Here is a 20717-nt window from a genome sequence, read left to right as displayed (position 1 = left end):
CAGAATACTTGGAAGCGAAAACCAATTACACTATCGTAGGGGTAGTCGTACTTATATTACTGGTAGGGTTAGTGGCTACAATGCTGTGGTTGTCTGTTGGCTTCAGTCAAAAAAAATACATTACTTATACCGTTTTTATGCACGAAGCGGCTTCTGGTCTGACTCAGGATGCTCCTGTGAAATACAATGGAGTACAAGTGGGGCACGTAAAGGAAATAAAGTTAAATCAAAGTGACCCGAGGCAAGTGGAAATCTTGTTGGATATTGAAGAAGGAACACCTATTACAACAAGCACATATGCAACATTAAATTCCCAAGGGATCACTGGTGTTACTTATATTGGTTTGAGCGCAAGTACGTCAGATCTGGCGCCAATTCAAAAAATGCCTGGTGAACCATACCCAGTTATTCCATCAAAACCTTCTGTTTTTACTCAATTGGACGGTATTTTAAAGAGAGTCTCTGAAGATGTGGACTCGGTAAGTACTGAAGCAAAACGTATATTTAACGAAGAAAATGCAAGGCATGTAAGTCATATTTTAGCTAATATTGATCATTTTTCTAAAGATCTTGCGCGTAATGGTAAGAATGTTAATGTTTTAATGGATAATCTTGCCAAAACAAGTCGTGATTTCCCGCATATGCTTGAGGAATTAAGAGTGGGAATATCTAAATTTAATACGATGGCGGAAAGTTTGAGTAAAGCTGGTAACAGCGTATCAAAAACCATGGGTACAGGAAAAAATGCCATAGATAAAATATCTGAGGAAGCTCTTCCACCTGCAGTGATCTTATTACGACGACTGAATGCAATTTCTGCAAATTTGGAAAAAGTAAGTAGTGAGATGCGACAAAATCCTGCAGTGGTTGTTCGTGGAAGCAAACCGCCAAAACCAGGGCCTGGAGAATAAAAGATGAAAAAGTTGATTGTGTTTCTCGTGGGTTTAAGTACAGCGGTACTGACTGCATGCTCACCTGTTAAAGTCTCTGTAAAAAATCAATATCAATTAAGTGCATACAGCAAGAAACTGTTGGTTAAAGAGCCGATGCCTATTACTTTGCTGGTTACTGCGCCTGATGCTGCTGCAGGGTATCAAACTGAGCAAATGCTTTATATTAAAAAACCTTATGAACTTGAACCATTTGCAAAAAATGCATGGGTAAATCCACCAGCAGATATGCTTTATCCTCTAATCCTGCAAAGCTTGCAACGGACAAATCTTTTTAAAGCCGTTACATCGAATGCTTATACTTTAGGTGTAAATTATCGATTAGATACCCAATTGCTGGCGCTAGAACAGAATTTCCTTAAAAAACCGAGTGTACTTGAATTTTCAGTCAAAATTGTTTTAACCCATGTTAGTGATAATAAAGTATTGGCCTCGAACATTATCAATTTACAAATCCCATGTCCTAGTGATACTCCCTACGGCGGTGTAATCGCAGCGAATAAAGCAACTCAACAGTTTACTGCGAGCTTAGCCCATTTTGTCGTGTCTCATATTGAGCACTAGAGGATGAGTTTCGAGTAAATTGTATCTATAAAATCGTAGCCTGATTGCAGCATAGCGAAACCCGAGTATGGACTTTGAATAAAATTTTTCAACGCCATGCTGCAGATTAGGATTGAATGGGTTTAATGAGTTACTGTAGCCAAAAAATAAAAAGAATTGTACAATGTGCCCCCATGAGCCCTGTATGGGATTTTTAAAATTTGTTAATAATAAAAAGAACGAAGGAGATTGAGGATGAAAGCCGGATCATTATGTAAATTAGGTCTGCTTGTAGCGAGTGCTGTTTTAGTTGCAGCGTGCTCCAAAGCACCAGGTAGTGCTGACGGAGTAGGGGTGACTGAAGCTGAAGCTTCTGCTCAAGGTTTAGGTCAATTTACTCATTTTGCTGGTCAAGAACCAGGTGAATCTTATACAACGAAGGCACCTCATAATCAATTGTATCTGTTCTCTTATGATGACAGTAACTTGGCTCCCAAATATTTACCATCCGTTAATGCTCAGGCCGAATACTTGAAGACCCATCCTGGTGCTCGAGTGTTATTAGCTGGACATACTGATGAGCGTGGTAGTCGTGAATATAACGTAGCTCTTGGTGAGCGTCGTGCAAATACTGTAGCAGACATTTTACGTATGGCTGGTGTTAACAGACAACAAATGCGAGTTGTGAGTTACGGTAAAGAGCGTCCAATTAATTTAGGACATGATGAAGCGTCGCACGCACAAAATCGACGTGTAGAATTTACATATGAGGCAACAAGATGATAAATTGCAAAAAACACATTATCGCTACAGGTTTTATGTTCATGCTTCCTTTGGCCTGTTGGTCAGTGGCGCCTGTAGTTGATGAGAGTGAAAATTTTGCAATGATTGACCAACAGGCGTATGAAGCGCCTGTTGGCTCTAAATACGATGAACCACAAATTGAAAATGGTCAGTTCGATGTAGCGCGGAATGAGAATTATACAGATGATGAACCTGCGCTTGCTAAAGATGACCAATCAAATGATTCAAATAATAATATTACTGACAGCGCCAAGCTGATTGATAAAATTCAAAGTTTGCAACAAGAAATCCAAGAGTTGCGTGGACAACTCGAAGTGCAGGCTCATGATTTAAAATTATTACAGCAACAGCAAGTTGCTTTTTATAAAGATTTAGATTCGCGTTTAAGTGGGACTGCTTCTGCTAAAGCATCGTCAAATAAACCTTCATTGGATCTTTCTGTAGGTTCTAAGCAACCTACCGCACCACAAAAAACTGTATCTGCACCTGATGTTCAAGCAAACAAATCGGTTACCACATCAGTAACGGTTCCGGCAGTATCTACTTCCAGAGCAAATCCTGCGGACGAACAAATCAGCTATTTAGCTGCATATGAATTAGTAAAAAATAAGCGATATGATGATGCCATAAGCGCAATGAATATATTTGTTCAAAAATATCCACGGGGAGGTTACACTGCTAATGCTCAATATTGGTTGGGCGAGCTTTATTTAGTAAAAAAAGATTATTCACAAGCCATAGCGCATTTTAACGTTGTATTACAACAATTTCCTACTTCAAGTAAATCGGCTGCAAGCATGTTAAAAGTTGGCTACGCTTATGCTGAACAAGGTGATAAACAAGAGGCTAAGAAGTTCCTGCAACAAGTAGTAAGAGCTTATCCTGGTACACCTACAGCACAATTGGCTAATTCAAAATTACGTACGATATAATTAATGATTTTTTTTATACGTGACTCTGAAGTTTGTAAAAATTGTAGCCTGGGTGAAGTTCAGCATACCCCGGTTTTTCTATGACAAATTTCTCAAGTTACGTCTGTGCCTTCACCAGGCTACATTCAACTAGTTTATGGATCCCAAGGAGAAATTATGTATTGGCTAGCTCATGCCCCAGCTAATATTGCTTTGATCAAATATATGGGAAAAAAGGATGATAGCTCTAATAGTCCTGATAATCCTTCATTGTCCTATACGTTAAATGAACTTAAAACTACAGTAAGACTTGAAAAAGCAAGTTCAAAAAAAGATATTTGGGAACCCTTGCTTATACCGGGTGGCATTGAAAATTTTATTCTTTCCTCAGAAGGGCAAAAAAGATTTCTTAATCATCTCGCTCGCATAAAAGCATATTTTGATTATGATGGTGGTTTTTTAGTACAGTCTTGTAATAATTTTCCACACAGTAGTGGTATGGCGAGTTCTGCTTCAAGCTTCGCTGCGTTAACTCGTTGTGCTGTAGTTGCTTTGAGTGAATTAACTAATAAACCTACGCCTTCTGTTAATGAACAAGCACAGTTAAGCCGATTGGGCTCAGGATCATCTTGTCGATCTTTTTATTCTCCCTGGGCTTTATGGGATGACAATGAAGTTAAAGCAGTGGACTTGCCTTATCCTGAATTAATTTATCAAGGTGTAATCATTAGCAATAAGAAGAAGGAAGTTCCCTCCAGTGAAGCTCATCAACGAGTAAAGAGCAGTCCTTTCTATGAAACACGTAGTCAAAGGGCCAGGGAAAATTTAAAGCAATTAATAGATGCATTTATGAGTCAAAATTGGACTTCGGCATATCAGGTATGCTGGCGTGAATTTCAAGATATGCATCGTTTGTTTAGTACTTGCGAGCAACCCTTTTCATATATGACAGATAATTGTATTGATCTATTGCACCATTTGGAGAATTTTTGGAATAAAAAAGGCGATGGCCCTATAGTGACTATGGATGCTGGACCGAATATTCATTTGTTGTATCGTTCTGACCAATTAGAATTGGCACGTGAGTTCAAACGTGATTATTTAATAGGCAATTATGATGTTTTATGATTTTGAAACTACAACTTTTGGCAAATGGATTTTAGCTGGTGAACACGCTGTAGTAAGGGGGCATCCTGCTCTTGTATTTCCGATCAAGGAAAAGAAATTAACTCTAACTTATTCTGCTGCTGCAACTTCCTTAGGAGCTGATTATACGGGAAGCAGTGGTGCGGATATGCAGCTTTTATTTTGGAGTGTTTTGGAACATGGCATGCAATTATTGGGACGCTCCTTAAATCAATTGGTTGGTTTTTTTCATTTAGATAGCACAATCCCTGTGGGGGCTGGAATGGGGGCTTCAGCAGCTCTATGTGTGGCAATGAGTCGCTGGTTTTGTGCGCAACAAATGATAGAACTAAGTCAATGTAATGATTTTGCAAAAGAATTGGAACATTTGTTTCATGGAAAGAGTAGTGGTCTTGATGTTGCAGGAGTTGCTATGGAAGAAGGAGTTTATTTTAAATCCGGGACAATTACCCCACTTCAACAAAAAATTCGTCCTCAGTTTTTTTTATCTTCATGTAAGCAAATAGGAATTACGTCACATTGTATTCAACAGGTCCAAAATTTATGGACTGAACGTCCTGAATTGGCTGAACAAATTGATAAACAAATGGTGGCAGCAGTTGAAGAGGCTAGAACTGCCCTGGAATTAGGGGGCGCGGACGCAATTTCCTCTCTGGCACAGGCAATTAATAAAGCCGCTGATTGTTTCTATCAATGGAACCTGGTTAGCGAGAGTTTGCAGCAACATATGAATCGATTGGCTGAAGAAGGTGCTCTGGCTGTGAAACCTACAGGCTCTGGAGGAGGGGGATTTGTGCTAAGTCTTTGGGACAAGCAACCACCTGAGTCTCTTGAATTACTGATTGCTTGATAGCGAATTATCAGTCTACAAATTGATAATAGACCTCAGTTCCTTTGACCATTCCAAGTTCGTAGCGTGCTTGTTCCTCTAGAGCTTGCTCGCCGCTTTTCAACTCTCTAATATCTGCTTCAAGTGCTCGATTACGAGTTGCAAGTTTATTGTTTTCTTGTTCGTGAGCTGCCAGTTTTTTTTCAAGATTTTGCCATTGAATCAAATTTCCATCGCCCAGCCAAAGTTTATGCTGTAAAACAACTAAGGAAACAATCAAAATTATAAACAAAGGGCGCATAGGTTTTGCTTAATTAAAAGGTATCCTTTAGCCATTGTATTACCAGATCACAATGTGTAGCAATATCTGCTTGAGTAATTTTTTACATTGAATAAGCAAAATTTAAAATTCCAGAAAAAAGAGTAAGGTTGAGGAGATGAATTACCGTGTACAAGCTCCAGTAAGCCCTGGTTCTACTGAGATATACCAAGGCTACTGGATAAGCTAATCAATCAGAAATGTTTACGTAAAATATTAAGCTCTTCATTTAATTGATCTATTTTTTCCAATAATTCTAATGCAAGTGCAACTCCCGGTAGATTAATTCCCAAATCTCGGTGTAGGCGGAATGCCGATTCAATTTTGCGAAGATCTTCTGGATTTAATTTAAGATGCTCTGTTTTTGCTGTTTTGGTAGAAAATAAACCATACTCCACCATTTCATGTAATAATTCTTCAGGTATATGATATTTTTGACATACTTCATCAAATGAGATGGTCATCGTTTCTTCAATAAGCACGCCAATTATTGTATTCTCTTGCTTCATGCTTATACTCCCATTTTGTCACGTGGATTAAAAGGCATTACTTGCTCCATTTTTTTATAGAGCTCTGTTGCTGCCTCAGTTGTTGGTGGCGGCGTAATAATTTTTAAAAGAACGTATTGGTGTCCTGGTGTTTTTCCAGGTAACCCACGATTTTTAAGCCTTAATTTTTGTCCTCCTTGAGAAGCCGGGGGAATTTTTAAATCGATTTTTCCTCCCAATGTAGGGACTTCAACCGTTGCACCTAATGCAGCTTCCCATGGGGTAATAGGGAGTGTGAGGTAGATGTCACCATCCATTAAATCAAAAAGAGGGTGTTTATCAATATGAATCGTTAAATAAATATCACCGCGAGGACCTCCATGGATTCCCGGAGCGCCTTGTCCTGCAAGGCGAATTTGTTGACCTGATTTTACTCCTGGTGGTATTTTCACTTTCAGGGTTTGCATGGTGACTTGTGATTCTTGTGCCATCGGAATCTGGATGTTTTTAACTGTTCCTTTAAATGCATCTTCCAGGCTGATGTTTATTTTTCCATGATAATCTTGTCCAGCCATGGGTTGCTGGCGGTAGCGCGAATGACCGAATAGATTTTCAAATAAGTCCTCATTAAATTGACTACTGTAAATATGTTCGGATTCTTCAGGGCGCCAATGTGTCGATGCTCCTTGTTGGTGATATGCTTTGCCTTTTCGATATCTATCATACTCAGCTTTTTTAACCGGGTCCCTTAAAACCTCGTATGCTTCCCCCATTTCTTTAAAGTGCTCTTCTGCATTTGGTTCCTTACTTATATCCGGGTGATACTTCCGAGCCAATTTTCGATATGCCATCTTAATGTCTTTCTCAGAGGCATCTTCACTTATTCCCATTATTTTGTAATAGTCTTTGTCCATATTTTTATACTCAAATTAAAGATCATTTATTTTTGTAACACATATTTTCCTGGAGCGTCAGCTAACGTTTTATCTATTTTAGGTGGTGAGCTCATTCCACTGCTTGATTGTCTCACTAGCCAATCATGCCAGGCAATCCACCATGAACCTTTTCGCGATTCGGCAATTTCGAGCCAATGTTCAGGAGAAATATATGTTTCTTCTTTTTTTTGTTCACGAATTAAATAACTTCGCCCTGAATGTCCTGGCTCACTTACTATACCTGCATTATGGCCTCCATTCGTCAGAACAAACGTGATATCTTCTCGTTTAATCAGCGAATGAGTTTTATAAACAGACTTCCATGGACTCACATGATCTTTCTCGGTGCTGACTACGAATGCAGGCAGTTTAATATTTTCTGGTGCTATATGCTTGCCTTCAACAGTAAATTGTCCTTCGGAGAATTCATTTTTGAGGAACAATTTTTCAAGATATTCGCTGTGCATTTTATAAGGCATACGAGTTGTATCCGCATTCCAGGCAAGTAAGGGGATCATTCCTCTTTGTGTTCCATGCATGTAGTCTTGGACCATTTTAGACCAAATCAGATCATAGGATCGCAGCATTTGAAAACTTCCAGCCATGAGTTTAGTATCTAAATAGCCTTGCTCCCACATAATGTTTTCCAAAAAGGATACCTGACTGTTATTAATGAAAATTAATAGCTCACCTGCTTCGGTAAAATCTCCCTGAGCAGCGAGCAGAGAAAGACTTTTCAGGCGAACGTCATGGTCTTTAGCCATAGTTGCTGCGGTAATCATCGCTAAAGTTCCACCAATGCAATACCCCATTAAATGAATTTTTGTGTCAGGTATTATGGTTGATATTTTATCAATCGCAGCCATAGCTCCTTGTCGATAATAATCATCAAATGCTAGATTTCGGTCTTTAGTAGAGGGGTTGAGCCAGGAAACTATGAATACCGTATGGCCTTGTTGAACCAGCCAATTCACTAGTGAGTTTTCCGGAAGAAGATCAAGAATATAATATTTCATAATCCAGGCGGGAAGGATTAATATGGGTTCTTTATACACTCTTTGAGTTTGTGCTTCATATTGAATGAGTTCAATCAGGTGGTTTTTAAACACTACCTTGCCCTTTGTTAAGGCAACATGCTTGCCTGGAACGAAGTGCTCAACTCCTGATGGAGGAGTGCCCGTTAATTTTTCAACCAGGTCCTGCAAGCCCAATTGTGTCCCACGAATTAGATTTTCTCCATATGTATTTAATGTTTCTTGCAATAAATCAGGATTAGTCAAAACAAAATTGGAAGGGGATAGTGCATCAAGGAGTTGCTTTATTGTGAATGAAATAATTCGTTGGTTAGGTTCATTCAATCCCGGGATTTCACGTGCTGCTTTTAGAGTCCATTCTTCAATTTGTAAAAATTGTTCTGCCCATAAACGCCATGGATAGAGACTCCATTTATCCGTATGAAAACGCACATCGTTACCATTGCCAGGTTTGTCGTGATGTATGAGTCGTTCAACAAAATCAGAGAAATTCAATAATGGATGAAGACTTAATTTTAAGAAAGTCCCCGGGGCTTGTAATAGTTGCGTTCCCCATGAAAAGTATGAGGTTGCTACTGAGGCTGGGCTAATACTTGCAGTAAATTTTCCCAAATTAGCTTGATAAAACTTATCGATTAGATTAAAAAAGTCGCAAGCAACAGCGGAGGCATTTTCTTTGGTGTCTGGGCCCGCAGTTCGTCCTTTTATTTCTTTAATTTTTTTTGATGGATTTTTTTTGTTCAGAACAACCTTAGCCATTTTTTTCATGGTTTCAGTTCTTATCGCCGTCATTGTTATGAAATAGTATAGTCTTTTGGATATTTATTTGTATATTAATCAGTTAAAGTACATACTATCACACTTTACTTGTGTGTCTGTTGTCATTAGTTGTATCCTGTAAATTCAGGACTCTTTCCTATGTTGACTTGGTTTATTTTAGCTACGGTTTCTTATTGCTGAGAACTGTAGATAGATTTTAACAGCTACATGAAGTATCAGTACCGTTTGAATTTATATTGGAGACCTTTATGCAAAAGTACTTATTAAATACTCTGGTTGTTTTTGTTTTATTTTCATTAATTGGTTGTCAGTCGAACCAGACAACTTCGAATATGTTTAGGTCTTTTACACCTTTGGCTGCTCCAAGCGCAGATTTAACGCAAACAGTACAAGAAGCGTTAATGCGTAATGATGATCTTGCTGTTTCCCAAGTGCATGTTCAAACTAGGCAAGATGTTGTGATTCTTAGTGGGTATGTCAAAAAAATCAGGCTCAGTGATACTGCAGAACAAATAGCGCGTCAGGTTCCAGGTGTACGTGTTGTAGAAAATCATATAATTGTAAGACCATAGACTTTAATGTTCTCCATTTGTACTATATTTAAAGAATAGGTTAAGTGTATTCAAATGGAGAATCAAATGGCTGACCTAATTCACAATGCCTTACCAGTACCAAAACGAAAAATTATTTTTATCCATCCAGAAGATTCTGTAAGAAAAAGCATTGATATGATGACGGAATATGATATCGGTGCATTGGTTGTAGTCGATAATGACAATCAATTAGTAGGCATACTAAGTGAGCGAGATATAGTGCGCTCTTGTTTGCACAAATGCATTAATCTTGATACAGGGAAAGTTGCAGATGTGGTGCATAGAGATGTCACCATACTTAGCACTAATGATGTTGTAGAAAAAGCAATGCAAGCTATGACCGCAACTAAAAGAAGGCATGTGTTAATTCGTGATGAAAATAATGAATTTGTTGCAATTTTATCAATAGGTGATTTGCTCTATCATATACTTGAAGATAAGACTAGAGTGATAGAGCAATTAGAAAATTATATTCATACCTATTAACAGAGTTTTTTAGGATGATATAGTATCCTTTTCAATGCACTTATGAATTCTATGAAAACTTTTTTCAAGTTGCTTGTAATTTTTTTTGTATTTCATGCCACTGTGTGGGCTGCTGAATTATCGCCCACATGGTATTCCAAGACAGATAATAAAGTGGTCATCAATGTAGAAATGTTTCTGTCGTCCACCTGCCCCCATTGTCAAAAGGCTGATGCATTTTTCCACGAAATAGAAGCAAAATATCCAGATCTGCAGGTTCAACGGTATTATATTAATCAGAACAGAGATTCATTGCGTCGTTTTTATCAATTATTGAGCGATCAGCAAATGGATGATTTTGCTGTTCCCTCTATTTATATTTGTAATTCGCGTTGGGTTGGTTTTGCCTCAGCAGAAACCACTGGCAAGGATTTATTGCATGCGATTAATTATTGTAAGAAGCAAATTGAAAGTAAAGGTAAATTAACCCTTGAAACAGTTAATACCTTGCGGCATTTAGCTAATGCAAATCGATTTATTACGGGATTGACAGAAAAGCCGTCAAGGATTCATTTTACAACTACAATCGCCTTTATGGATTCTTTTAGTCCTTGTTCCTTTTTTTGCTTTGCAGGATTTCTTGCTTTTCTTTTAATTGAAACACAGAGAAAAAAGCAACTTATTGCCGGTCTTTTATTTGCCTCTTCTGTGGCAATAGTCCACTATTTTCAACAAGTATATACCAGTACATTTTTTGAGTTGTTGCCTTGGATGCATGTTCCCGCCGTGTTACTAGGTTTAATGACTATTTATTTTGTCGGACAATATTATAAAAAACAGTATTCCAATACTTTGTATTTTTTATTGGCCTTTTTGTTAGGGTTGATCACTACAATTTATCAGCAAACCTGTGTGATGAATTGGTCTACAATTTTTGAGCAATGGCTAAATGATCAACATTTTTCCAGCTTGCAGGCAAGTTTGTACCAATTGCTATACCAGGGAGTGTACATACTACCTTTAATCTTGATTTTACTTATTTATTTTATCTTGGTTAAGATCGAGCGCTTTGCTGCATTACGAACAAAACTAGCCACTATTGGCTTACTGTTTTTGCTTGCTATTGCTGTAAGTTTGGTTGTCTATCCATTTGTATTGTCCTACTTTGGAATCTCAATCGTGCTTTTATTTATCTTGATGATTATTGGTTACTTTTTAAATTTGACTTGATCTTGCCTTGATGATTTGGGATTATCATCTCTCTTTGTTTGTAATAGCTCAATCCGGATGGTTGGATTTGTCTGCAAGATGCGCCAAATACCACCTTCCCTTGCTAGGAGCTGAGCACTTACCTTTGTTTTTCAGGTGATAACATGAGCAAGCCCATTAATATTCCCGTTGTTGTCGAGAGCGGAAAGAAATATAAAACGTCTCATGGCGTAACAGCAATTAAAGATGGAGTAAAACCAACAGGGTTAGTGTATGAGCGGTTACCTAAACCTAAATGGTTGCGTGTCGTGAATCATACTACTCCTGAGTATCACCAAGTAAAAGAGCAGGTGCAAAAACACCGTTTGGCTACTGTTTGTGAGGAAGCAAAGTGTCCTAATATTGCTGAATGCTGGTCGCATGGTACTGCTACAATTATGCTAATGGGAGCAGTATGTACACGAGCATGTCGTTTCTGCTCAGTAGATACTGGCAATCCTCATGGTTGGTTGGATCTGCAAGAACCAGAAAATACAGCAAATACAGTAGCATTAATGAATTTGGATTATGTCGTGTTAACCTCAGTAAACCGAGATGATTTACCTGATGGTGGCGCAAATCATTATGCACAAACTATACGTGCAATTAAGCAACGCTCTCCAAAAACTAAGGTAGAGGCATTAACGCCTGATTTTCAAGGTGTAGAAAGAGATATTGCAGTATTATTGGATAGTGGTGTTGATGTATTTGCACAAAATGTTGAAACGGTGGAGCGTTTAACTCATCCAGTGCGTGATAATAGAGCAGGCTATGGTCAAACACTAAACGTCCTCGCATTTGCAAAACGCTATAGACCAGATGTCTTGACCAAAACCAGCTTGATGTTAGGTTTAGGTGAAACAGATGAAGAAATTGTACAAACAATGGATGATTTGCGTGCCCATAATGTAGATATTCTTACTCTGGGACAATATTTACAACCAACAAAAAACCATTTACCTATCGCGCGTTATGTAACTCCCGAAACTTTTGCTGAACTCAGACAGATCGGATTAAAAAAAGGATTTTTTGAAGTAGCTTCCGGGCCTTTAGTCCGCTCAAGTTATCGGGCAGACCGAATATTTAAACAAGATAATTTAGGTTTAGATAATTAACCGCATATTTTTTGGCCCGGGCGAGTTGAAACCCGGGGGAATAATTTCTCCCAGGTTACAGTTGTTCAATGACGTATATCCAATTATAGCTTAATGGACATCGAGCTGGAGGTTAATGAGTCATTTTCATTAGGTTGATATTCCTGCAATTGATGACTCATGAAACCGACTACTTTATCAGCAATCGCTTGACTATAAGCAGTTACCTTTTTCTCCTCTTTAGGATGCTTGAGTTTAACTTCTGCTAATTCAACAGCTAATTTATCAGCCCAGTCCTTGCATAAGTAAAAATTACTATCTATCTTGGATAATGGAGCAATATATTGGCTATTTGTCATTTTATAAGTTTTAATAATTTGGTTTATTGTTTCTTTTGTTACTTTAGTAACAATATCAGGTATTAATTCTTTCTTACTGCTGCTCGTTATTTGTTGATCCAATAGAGCGTGTAATAGACTTTGGAATGAATGAAAATCCATGATCACAGGTGCATTAATCGCTAATGAATGATTTAATTGTGTGCTTAATTCTGCATTAGATTCTTCAACAATCCCAGACTCAATAATCAATAGAGAAATCTTTTTTAATCGTGTACTTATATCTTCAAGGATTTCAATAGGTTGTTTGAAAACAAGCTTGCGCAATGAATTGATTTCAGGCAGGGTTTTTATTTCTTTATCGCTGAGTGAAAGCTCAGGAGGTAATTCCGGGTTAATTAATATATTGAACTTCATCAACATTAATTCTGCACGTAAAGCACGAGCCTTTTCTATTGCATATGTTCGTAGAGCTTTATTTAACTTTGGTGGTTCTTCAGTTTCAAATTCTGTTGGTTTGTTGTTAAGATTACCGTTCAGCATTGCTTCTGATACTGCATTTTGAAAATAATAAAAAACCAGTTCTCTGTTAGCTTGAATACTTTCTTTGGTATACCAATTCACATAGATTGGGTCAAGAACTTCCAACAAGGCTCGGATTTCTTTGATCACATTTGCTTTTAAAGGATAAAGTCGACGATTTTTTTCATACTGCACCATGATATTAAATGCTAATGAAGACTTCAGGAATATGGCGCCACGTGCTTTAGCATCATTGCTTGTCTTTTCCTCGAAATAGGTTTCATACGCAACTGTATCACCCCATAAAGAACACGTAATGTGATCATTTTTGATTAATTCATTTAAAGTAATATGCGTAAAAAGGGGGAGGTTAGTACTGCTTAAACTTAAGCTGCGTCTGGGGGGCTTTGACGTGGAAGCAACTTCATCAAGTGCTTTATCTTTCTGATATTGGAAAAAAGAACTTTTTTGTCTTGAAATAGTTGCTTTAGGTCCCGCGATTTTATCTTTTAGTTCGCGAAGGTGATCTAAGATTTGATAAACCTTATCAAAAATTTTGACGTCCCTAATGATAATTTCGTCCTTATCATAGGTTATACCAGGAAATTTTTTGAATAGATCAAGCGACATTTTAGGTACAAATTGAACTTGAGTATCTTTTTTAATGCAATACATTAGGCAAGTGGCTTGATTGGTTGTTTCATTCAATTCCCAAACGAATGGGTTGCCTTCAAATGTAATATCTGGAAAATAAATCTTCATGAGAAATGTACTCTAGTTAAAAAATTGCATGGTACGAATTACCTACTTAACAAGCAAGTACATCTCTATATTTTTAAATTAAGAACAAAAAAATATATGTCAGCAAAGGAGGGCGATCGTTTCGATTGCTTTAATTAATCAAAGTGAACATCTTACAAGCGTACTTTCCTCGAGCGCATTCTATTCTATGATAGTAATAAACTACAGAACATGTAATTATCATTGATGAGTATTCACTTGTTAGTTTTGATTTTGAAATACACACATTCCAAGTTGCCTCATTCCTCTCTCATACTAAGCAATTGAACAATAGGGGGCAAGCAAATATCTTATTCTAACTTTACTATTTTAGTCATCCGTATTAATTTATAAATCTTAATTTGCAAAGAGCTACACTCCATCATAAGCAAATTAAGCATCAAAGATAACAAATTTTTATCTTCTTTTGAGCCCATATCCTCAATAGCCATTAATTTACGCTTACGTTTTAATTGAGAAAGATTTTCTTTTAACTCGTTTAAAGTAGTACTTAAAAAAACAAGGCTCTCTCCATCTTGCTTATTGATTTTAACCTCTTCATAAAGGATTAATGCGATTATTGATGCATAATAACGGAAAATATGGCGGAGTGATTGTAGAATATCCGCTGCAGCTTGCGTATATTGAGAGTCCTTTCCAATTTCGACTCGTGCTTCATTAATTAATGTTTGAAAACGCAGGATAAGTGCTGCGATATTGGATTCACATTGTTCTAAATATTGGCGTAAATCTGTTTTTGAATTATCCAAGTTTGCCAGGTAAACAGATAAAGTTGCATATTCAGTTAAAAATTTTTGTATTTCTAAAATGAGAACTTTAGTTGCGCGAGTTGGGAAAAAAAAACGTAATGTAAAAATGCCGATTAATATACCAATAATAACATTTGTAGGTCGCATAAACACATAGGTAAAATTATTATAGTTCATAAGGCAAATGGCAAGAGTTACGGTACCTAAAATACCAATATAACTTTTTTTAGTTCCTAAAAATAAATAGGTATATAAAAAGATTCCAATAATGAATCCAATAAGATTCATAAGATAAGCATTATGAAAAAGTAAAATAATAATCAGGCTATATAATGCGCTACTAATGGTTGCGATGGCTCGCATTGAACATCGAGTCAACGAAGCCCCAATAGTATGTTGCTCAAACAAAACGATAAATAAAGAAATATAAACCCAGGTTGGCTCAACTATATTGAAATATGTCGTAATAATTAAAGCGATAACCATGCTGATGGCCATACGTGCAGCCATTATTGTTTTTTCGGATGTTACTTCCATAAGAAAATTATACCTTAATAATCACATAACATGTTGCTCCAACAGGCAGCGGATAACGCTTGGAGTCATAATCATCGATCTTAATCTGCACTGGAAAACGCTGAGGCAGAAGTAACCAATTATTAGTATCATTGGTTACAGTTTGTAGCTGCGTCTTGGGGTTTGTAATTTGACGGTTAGCAGCCCAAGCCCTTGATACTACTGTTCCATGGTACAATTTCGTTGCAAAGTACATTCGAGGAATAATATAGACTTTGGCTCCCGTTTTTACCATCCGTAAATCGAGCTCAGTGAAATTGGCTTGAATGAAAAAATCATCCGTATCAACAAAAGAAAAGATAGGTTTATTAATTTCAATGGGGGTGCCCAAAGATAGATACATATTTTGAATGCGACCATTACTTTGTGCATAAACTGTAGTGTGTTCTAAGTTAACCTTGGCATAACGTGTTTTATAAATTAACGATTTGATTTTGTGTTGTATGCTCTGAATATTTCTTTCATCTAAACTTATTTGTTGTTTTTGCATGTTCACTTTGGCCAAACTGCCACGATCTTCATATTGCAAATCCTTAACATTAATTTCAGATATTGCTCCAGATTTTAAAACAGCCCTATTTCGAAGATAATTTAGGTGAATTCTATTATATTCTTGTTGGTATTGTATGAGTAATTGCTTATCTTTTTGTAGTTGATATTCCAAGCTTTGAAGATCCTCCTTTGCCGTAAAAGTCTCCTCAACTAGCCTGTTATAAATGAGCTTATAAGGTTCTTGGAAAACGGTAAACAAAGGCTGTCCCTTATGGACATATTGCTCATTTCTAACGTATAAATCAGTAATGTATCCACTGACAATAGCAGCTACGGGACGAATATTTGCAACAACAAATGCATTATTAGTAAACGGAATTAAAAAGGAAAAAAAGTAATATAAAACTGCAAGTAAGGCTAAGGAAAACACAACTGTATAAGGTTTTAACTTTCGAATTTTTTGTGTTACCATTTTTTAATGTCAGTCATATTATTTTTATGGAAATCGTTTAATTGCGCAGCACCGCCACACTAATTATTTTAGTCATGACAAGTGCGCTGGTTGCATGCATGCCAAGCACAAAAAATTCACGTCTTACATCGATTCCTATTCCTGATTATCTGAAAGACTCAAGCAATCATCATGCATTAAATCAGCTTCCTTATCAAGCTTGGTGGCAAGATTTTAAATCCCCTCTTCTCAATCAACTTGTAGATAAAGCACTTCTTTACAATAATAATGTAGTGATAGCCAAACGATCGATTCACGTTGCCCATACTGAGCTGCAAACGATTCGTTTAAATTGGCTGCCGGGTCTGAATATTTTAATGGGTTTCTCCCAAGATCCTGCTTTAGGCAACCCGGGAGTGTTTTATGGTGTTCTACCCAGCTATTACCAAAATTTTGTTGCTCTTTATTTTCAGCAAAAAAAAGCGGAATTTGTCTTGCAACGCGCTAAAGCATATTATCTTGGTGTGCGTTTGACGGTTATTGGAGAAGTTATAAGTAGCTATTTTTCTCTACTCGCATGGAATCATCAATTGACACTACTTAAGCAAATTGAACAGGATTATAAAGAGCTTTTAGCATCGTTAGAAATAGCAAAGAAACAAGGATTAGCAAATAATCTGCAATTATTAACTTTAACAAGTCAATTACAAAGCATTCTAGGACAGCAAAAACAAGTACAAAATAATATTATCGCAAGTGAGAATGCCTTACGTTACTTAATTAATCAGCCTCCAGGAAAGATAAAGTCAAGCCAATTATTTATTAACTTACCAAGTAAGGCAGTACCACTAAATAAGATTAATACTCAAGTAATGCTAAGACGTCCAGATGTAATGGTGGCTTTAACGTCTCTTCTTGCAGCATGTAGCGGGATAAATGTTGCAGAATCTCAACTCCTTCCAGCCCTAACCCTAGATTATTTTTGGGGGAAAGCGAGCTTAAATGGCACATTTAAGAGTCCTACGCATTCAGCACCTTATGGTGATATGTATGCAACATTTAACTTATCTCCCTCTATATTTGGACAAATTATCACAAGTAAGGCGACTTTTAATAGAAGTTTGGCGGAATACAACAAAATCATACAAAATGCATTACGTCTGATTGCAAATAGTATCGCTGCCAATCAAAAGCTTATGGCCAAATACCATGAAGATTCTCTTTCTTTAATTTCATTGAGGAAAAGATATCAACTACAACAGGATCTCTATCGTAAGGGGCTTATAAGTCATAATGATTTGTTATATAGTAGAATAGAAATAAACCAACAAGATTACAGATTAACCATAAGCAAGTTAGAACAGTTATTTAGTGTTATCAGCCTTTATGAAGAATTAGCTGCCGGTATATTCTATCATGAGCGAGGCCTCACAGATTATGATCCAAAAGTGCCTTTGACGCGCTTTCTCAAATTATAATTTTCAATTTTGCTGCACCTGCTGGCCTTATGGATAATCGTTCTGAGTACTGAAAAATGTATTTCTCTGTAGAAGACTGACTAATTTATCAGTAATTACTTGGCTATAAGTGCTCCATTTTTCTTATTATTAGGGTGTTTGAGTTTGTTTTCAGCTGCTACTGTGTCAGTAACTTTTGAAATTTAGCCTAAAATAACGCCTCTTTTTTTCATTATTTTTTGTAAAATATAGGCGAAAAGATACATGACAATACCTAAACTCATAGCACAGACCCCTAGAACAAAATAATAGTTTTGGTAATAAGGCAGACTTTCTATGGGAGAATGAATTGTATTTGGAATTGCAACCCAAGCAGCAATTCTTCCGGAGATGGCATGTGCTAACGAACTGGCGAGATACCATACCCCCATAGCAAAGGCAATTGAGGTTTTATCACAATATAGACCTACCATACTTAAACCAATCGCACTGACCCATAATTCGGCAATAGAAATGAGTATATAGGTTAAAGCAATATAGTTGCCATTAATTATCCCGGTGGTAGTAGTCGTAGCAGCAAATGACATCATTAAAAGAGCAATACCTGCAAGCGCAGTACCGGCGGCAAATTGATAGGGGATGGTAAAGTGTGGAAATATTTTATAGAAACGCGGTAATTGGCTGCCAATAGCTAAAATAAGTAATGGATTCAATATTTGATAATGAGCTGGTGACACAGTTAATCCAAACAAATTATGGTCGGAATTATTTTCAGCAAATAAAATTAATGTGCTATTCATTTGGTTGTAGATAACAAAAAAAACTACGGCCTCTACGATGAGCAGTAAAGCGACCATTTGTTTGTCACGTACAAGACCTTTAAGTGTGAGCGTTTTTCTTAAAAACCATACAATTCCTATACCACACCCTGTGGCGATGATCGTGCTGGCAATGTAAACATGAGAGTAAGCAAATAAAGTCAGTGTATAAATAGTCACTATATAAGCAATCAAACGAAATATACCTGATTTGGATAATTTAGATTGATCTTTACCCCAAATGACATTTTCATAAATGGAATAGCGCTTTGCAAAATTTAAAGCGGCAATTGATTTGCCGACAAAGGTCAAGGTAAGAATAGAAAGAGGGCCATAACGGCTTTCAAAGAGTACTGGAGCAATTAAAGTAGCTAATAATGCACCCACATTAATTGCTATGTAATAGTACGTCATGGCTGATTTTGCTTTGACGGCATCATCCGAATATATATGCGATACCATGCTTGAAGAGGTTCCCATCAAAAGAGAGTTGGTGGCAGGAATAAATGCATAAGCAGCAATAAAAAAAGTATCTCCCAGAGAATTTACGGTGTATCCGCTAATCATGACGAGCAAATAAGCACAGGCTAATAGAATACTTCCAATAAGTATGGATCTTCTGATCCCCACTACAGTATCAGCCATATACCCACCTAACATGGGCATTAAATACCCCATTGCATGAGCTACTCCAATAAAAGCATATGCTTTGGCCTGGCTATATCCTAAACCTTGAGACCATACAGGGCGTGTTAAAAATAAAACCAATATGGTGTTTAGTGCATATACAGAGAATTGGCTCCAGAAGGTAATAAATATGATGTTATTGGCTTGTTTTTGTCGGAGAGCCAATTCAGGTAAATAATTCTTCACTTCTTGAGAAATCATTTTTCCTACCTCACTACCCAAAGATAATTACCAGATTATCATTTTCTGGCAAGAACAACATCAATTATGTGAGTATCATGATAGGGAAAAGTAAATATTTTGCTAAAAAGGCGTTTAAGTCGTTGAATTAAAAATACTTTTGGCAGCATTCTAATAGATAAACTATTGAGAAACCAGGTTCCTTCAATACCGAAAAGGGCCAACTCATCAATAGTATTTAGAGTGATTGGTATTTCTAAGCGTTGATGCGCAATGACTTCAAATTGATGTTGTGTGAATGCCTGCATCAATTCATTATTATTCGCAGCAACGGTAGTATTTTTTACAATCGATTTGTAATAATGGCCGACAACACTACTTAAAATTGAGTCTTCTGTAATAAATTCGGCTAACCGCTGTTGAGCGACTGGAAATGAATCATACGTTGTAGTAATCATAGAAAAATGACCATTTGCTCGCGTCAGTAATTTGGCCTCATGAAATAAAACTTTAATCGGAATATAAGCGTTAATAAAGTGAGCCAGAATTAAATCTTGACTATGCGGGGGTAAGAATTTGCTTGCTTGTGCTGCGCTACCCTCTATGGTGATCAGGGGTAATGTTTCACGGGCATGTTTCAACATCTCTGTAGAAACATCAATTCCTGTGAATTCTGCCTGCGGCATAACTTGTTGTAGTTTTTTTAGGAATGCGCCATCGCCAACCCCCAAATCAAGAATTTTATAATGAGGTTTCATTCCCAAATAAAAACGCTTCATTTGCTCAATTGCTACTTGATGACTCTGGCTAATTGCTCCAAAACGATTAGCCGTTGCATAGTTTTCAGCGATGTTGTTGTACATGGCCTTCAAGGACATGCATAATTTCCTGTTTAATAAGGTTTGGTAAGTATATCTCTAAATGAAGGAAATTTGCGACTGGTGATCAAGGAAAAATTAACTAATTCATTTTTTTTGACTTACTAATATTTATTTTGGGGTTATATTTTCATATGTTTTTCCAAAAATAGTACATGAACAGATAAGTTCATAGTTGCTGCGCAATTTATGGATAATTTGGTGATATTAAAGCTTTTAGACGAAGCCGATTAAAATTTTTTTGCATGAAATTGCATAAAAAGAGATAATTTAACCGTTTTCTTAATACTCTGTTAATAATCACAGTGTAAAATTAAATTCGTATAACAAATATTTATTTTGTTTTTAGTCGTTTTTTTGGCTATCAAGAACACCATGGATAGCGTTCTGTGGAGGAATAGGTAGCTGCTTTGTTAGGGAGATTTTTATGTTAATTTTGACTCGGCGTATCGGTGAAACCTTAATTATTGGTGATGATGTTAATATTACCGTGCTAGGTGTAAAAGGTAACCAAGTTCGCCTAGGTATTAATGCACCTAAAGATGTATCTGTCCATCGTGAAGAAATTTATTTGCGCATACAACAAGAAAAACAATCAGACGAGTCTGAAGAAGCAGTATAATCGATTT

The 20717-nt window shown here is 36.8% G+C and carries 21 protein-coding genes; 12 read left to right on the top strand and 9 right to left on the bottom strand.

Going from position 1 to position 20717, the window contains the following annotated elements:
- Positions 1-8: 8 nt before the first annotated feature.
- From BW930_RS11315 to BW930_RS11290, 6 genes are all read left to right on the top strand, one after another.
- Positions 9-911 (top strand): MlaD family protein, encoded by a 903-nt coding sequence (locus BW930_RS11315; RefSeq protein ID WP_172461592.1) that lies wholly within the window; start codon positions 9-11, stop codon positions 909-911.
- Between the two features lie 3 nt (positions 912-914).
- Complete coding sequence (locus tag BW930_RS11310; protein WP_058466897.1) at positions 915-1514, top strand: ABC-type transport auxiliary lipoprotein family protein; 600 nt, start codon at positions 915-917, stop codon at positions 1512-1514.
- A gap of 234 nt (positions 1515-1748) precedes the next feature.
- Entirely contained in the window at positions 1749-2276 is a 528-nt protein-coding gene (gene pal / locus BW930_RS11305) for a peptidoglycan-associated lipoprotein Pal (RefSeq protein ID WP_058466898.1), read from the top strand.
- Positions 2273-3229: a tol-pal system protein YbgF gene (gene ybgF, locus BW930_RS11300; RefSeq protein ID WP_058466899.1), complete on the top strand. Its 957-nt coding sequence runs from the start codon at positions 2273-2275 to the stop codon at positions 3227-3229. The genes pal and ybgF overlap by 4 nt, the downstream gene beginning before the upstream one ends.
- Before the next feature lie 156 nt (positions 3230-3385).
- Complete coding sequence (locus BW930_RS11295) at positions 3386-4336, top strand: diphosphomevalonate decarboxylase (protein ID WP_058466900.1); 951 nt, start codon at positions 3386-3388, stop codon at positions 4334-4336.
- Positions 4326-5204 carry a mevalonate kinase family protein gene (locus BW930_RS11290; RefSeq protein ID WP_058466901.1) on the top strand — a complete coding sequence of 293 codons (879 nt, stop codon included), beginning with the start codon at positions 4326-4328 and terminating at the stop codon, positions 5202-5204. Before BW930_RS11295 ends, BW930_RS11290 begins: the two co-directional genes overlap by 11 nt.
- 10 nt (positions 5205-5214) lie before the next feature.
- Here BW930_RS11290 and ftsB read toward each other — a convergent pair whose 3' ends face one another.
- From ftsB to BW930_RS11270, 4 genes are all read right to left on the bottom strand, one after another.
- Positions 5215-5484, bottom strand: a complete 270-nt coding sequence (ftsB, locus tag BW930_RS11285) for a cell division protein FtsB (protein ID WP_058466902.1) — start codon at positions 5482-5484, stop codon at positions 5215-5217.
- A gap of 212 nt (positions 5485-5696) precedes the next feature.
- The gene (locus BW930_RS11280; protein ID WP_058466903.1) at positions 5697-6011 is read right to left on the bottom strand and encodes a chaperone modulator CbpM; all 315 of its coding nucleotides are present in this window, start codon (positions 6009-6011) and stop codon (positions 5697-5699) included.
- A gap of 2 nt (positions 6012-6013) precedes the next feature.
- Positions 6014-6904, bottom strand: a complete 891-nt coding sequence (locus tag BW930_RS11275; RefSeq protein WP_058466904.1) for a DnaJ C-terminal domain-containing protein — start codon at positions 6902-6904, stop codon at positions 6014-6016.
- Between the two features lie 26 nt (positions 6905-6930).
- A complete protein-coding gene (locus BW930_RS11270; protein WP_058466905.1) occupies positions 6931-8727 on the bottom strand; it encodes an alpha/beta fold hydrolase in 1797 nt (598 codons plus the stop codon).
- Between the two features lie 260 nt (positions 8728-8987).
- Here BW930_RS11270 and BW930_RS11265 point away from each other — a divergent pair, with 260 nt between their 5' ends.
- The 4 genes from BW930_RS11265 (at position 8988) to lipA (ending at position 12160) form a co-directional block, all read left to right on the top strand.
- Complete coding sequence (locus tag BW930_RS11265; RefSeq protein WP_058466906.1) at positions 8988-9311, top strand: BON domain-containing protein; 324 nt, start codon at positions 8988-8990, stop codon at positions 9309-9311.
- Positions 9312-9377: 66 nt separating this feature from the next.
- Positions 9378-9818, top strand: a complete 441-nt coding sequence (locus BW930_RS11260; protein WP_058466907.1) for a CBS domain-containing protein — start codon at positions 9378-9380, stop codon at positions 9816-9818.
- A gap of 51 nt (positions 9819-9869) precedes the next feature.
- Positions 9870-11027 carry a TlpA family protein disulfide reductase gene (locus BW930_RS11255; protein WP_238587820.1) on the top strand — a complete coding sequence of 386 codons (1158 nt, stop codon included), beginning with the start codon at positions 9870-9872 and terminating at the stop codon, positions 11025-11027.
- 143 nt (positions 11028-11170) lie between these two features.
- Complete coding sequence (gene lipA / locus BW930_RS11250) at positions 11171-12160, top strand: lipoyl synthase (protein ID WP_058466909.1); 990 nt, start codon at positions 11171-11173, stop codon at positions 12158-12160.
- Between the two features lie 83 nt (positions 12161-12243).
- Here lipA and BW930_RS11245 read toward each other — a convergent pair whose 3' ends face one another.
- The 3 genes from BW930_RS11245 to BW930_RS11235 form a co-directional block, all read right to left on the bottom strand.
- Positions 12244-13761, bottom strand: coding sequence for a hypothetical protein (locus tag BW930_RS11245; RefSeq protein WP_058466910.1), 1518 nt, complete (start codon positions 13759-13761; stop codon positions 12244-12246).
- 329 nt (positions 13762-14090) lie between these two features.
- Positions 14091-15086 (bottom strand): FUSC family protein, encoded by a 996-nt coding sequence (locus tag BW930_RS11240; RefSeq protein ID WP_058466911.1) that lies wholly within the window; start codon positions 15084-15086, stop codon positions 14091-14093.
- A 7-nt stretch (positions 15087-15093) separates the two neighbouring features.
- Positions 15094-16089 (bottom strand): HlyD family secretion protein, encoded by a 996-nt coding sequence (locus BW930_RS11235; protein ID WP_058466912.1) that lies wholly within the window; start codon positions 16087-16089, stop codon positions 15094-15096.
- Between the two features lie 98 nt (positions 16090-16187).
- Between BW930_RS11235 and BW930_RS11230 the strand changes: the two genes are divergently transcribed.
- Positions 16188-17546, top strand: a complete 1359-nt coding sequence (locus BW930_RS11230) for a TolC family protein (protein WP_058466932.1) — start codon at positions 16188-16190, stop codon at positions 17544-17546.
- A gap of 182 nt (positions 17547-17728) precedes the next feature.
- Here the strand turns inward: BW930_RS11230 and BW930_RS11225 are convergent, their stop codons facing one another.
- Both BW930_RS11225 and BW930_RS11220 read right to left on the bottom strand, forming a co-directional pair.
- Positions 17729-19231, bottom strand: a complete 1503-nt coding sequence (locus tag BW930_RS11225; protein ID WP_058466913.1) for a peptide MFS transporter — start codon at positions 19229-19231, stop codon at positions 17729-17731.
- A gap of 38 nt (positions 19232-19269) precedes the next feature.
- Positions 19270-20088, bottom strand: coding sequence for a class I SAM-dependent methyltransferase (locus BW930_RS11220; protein ID WP_058466914.1), 819 nt, complete (start codon positions 20086-20088; stop codon positions 19270-19272).
- A 427-nt stretch (positions 20089-20515) separates the two neighbouring features.
- Between BW930_RS11220 and csrA the strand changes: the two genes are divergently transcribed.
- Positions 20516-20710: a carbon storage regulator CsrA gene (csrA, locus tag BW930_RS11215; RefSeq protein WP_010654169.1), complete on the top strand. Its 195-nt coding sequence runs from the start codon at positions 20516-20518 to the stop codon at positions 20708-20710.
- Positions 20711-20717: the final 7 nt, after the last annotated feature.

It is taken from the genome of Fluoribacter gormanii (assembly GCF_900156395.1).
GTDB lineage: Bacteria > Pseudomonadota > Gammaproteobacteria > Legionellales > Legionellaceae > Legionella > Legionella gormanii.
This window is presented reverse-complemented; position numbering and strand designations above follow the sequence as displayed.

Coding starts and splice junctions, on each gene's coding strand:
- BW930_RS11310 (WP_058466897.1), top strand. CDS start 915: ATGAAAAAGTTGATTGTGTTTCTCGTGGGTTTAAGTACAGCGGTACTG.
- pal (WP_058466898.1), top strand. CDS start 1,749: ATGAAAGCCGGATCATTATGTAAATTAGGTCTGCTTGTAGCGAGTGCT.
- ybgF (WP_058466899.1), top strand. CDS start 2,273: ATGATAAATTGCAAAAAACACATTATCGCTACAGGTTTTATGTTCATG.
- BW930_RS11295 (WP_058466900.1), top strand. CDS start 3,386: ATGTATTGGCTAGCTCATGCCCCAGCTAATATTGCTTTGATCAAATAT.
- BW930_RS11290 (WP_058466901.1), top strand. CDS start 4,326: ATGTTTTATGATTTTGAAACTACAACTTTTGGCAAATGGATTTTAGCT.
- ftsB (WP_058466902.1), bottom strand. CDS start 5,484: ATGCGCCCTTTGTTTATAATTTTGATTGTTTCCTTAGTTGTTTTACAG.
- BW930_RS11280 (WP_058466903.1), bottom strand. CDS start 6,011: ATGAAGCAAGAGAATACAATAATTGGCGTGCTTATTGAAGAAACGATG.
- BW930_RS11275 (WP_058466904.1), bottom strand. CDS start 6,904: ATGGACAAAGACTATTACAAAATAATGGGAATAAGTGAAGATGCCTCT.
- BW930_RS11270 (WP_058466905.1), bottom strand. CDS start 8,727: ATGAAAAAAATGGCTAAGGTTGTTCTGAACAAAAAAAATCCATCAAAA.
- BW930_RS11265 (WP_058466906.1), top strand. CDS start 8,988: ATGCAAAAGTACTTATTAAATACTCTGGTTGTTTTTGTTTTATTTTCA.
- BW930_RS11260 (WP_058466907.1), top strand. CDS start 9,378: ATGGCTGACCTAATTCACAATGCCTTACCAGTACCAAAACGAAAAATT.
- BW930_RS11255 (WP_238587820.1), top strand. CDS start 9,870: ATGAAAACTTTTTTCAAGTTGCTTGTAATTTTTTTTGTATTTCATGCC.
- lipA (WP_058466909.1), top strand. CDS start 11,171: ATGAGCAAGCCCATTAATATTCCCGTTGTTGTCGAGAGCGGAAAGAAA.
- BW930_RS11245 (WP_058466910.1), bottom strand. CDS start 13,761: ATGAAGATTTATTTTCCAGATATTACATTTGAAGGCAACCCATTCGTT.
- BW930_RS11240 (WP_058466911.1), bottom strand. CDS start 15,086: ATGGAAGTAACATCCGAAAAAACAATAATGGCTGCACGTATGGCCATC.
- BW930_RS11235 (WP_058466912.1), bottom strand. CDS start 16,089: ATGGTAACACAAAAAATTCGAAAGTTAAAACCTTATACAGTTGTGTTT.
- BW930_RS11230 (WP_058466932.1), top strand. CDS start 16,188: ATGCCAAGCACAAAAAATTCACGTCTTACATCGATTCCTATTCCTGAT.
- BW930_RS11225 (WP_058466913.1), bottom strand. CDS start 19,231: ATGATTTCTCAAGAAGTGAAGAATTATTTACCTGAATTGGCTCTCCGA.
- BW930_RS11220 (WP_058466914.1), bottom strand. CDS start 20,088: ATGTCCTTGAAGGCCATGTACAACAACATCGCTGAAAACTATGCAACG.
- csrA (WP_010654169.1), top strand. CDS start 20,516: ATGTTAATTTTGACTCGGCGTATCGGTGAAACCTTAATTATTGGTGAT.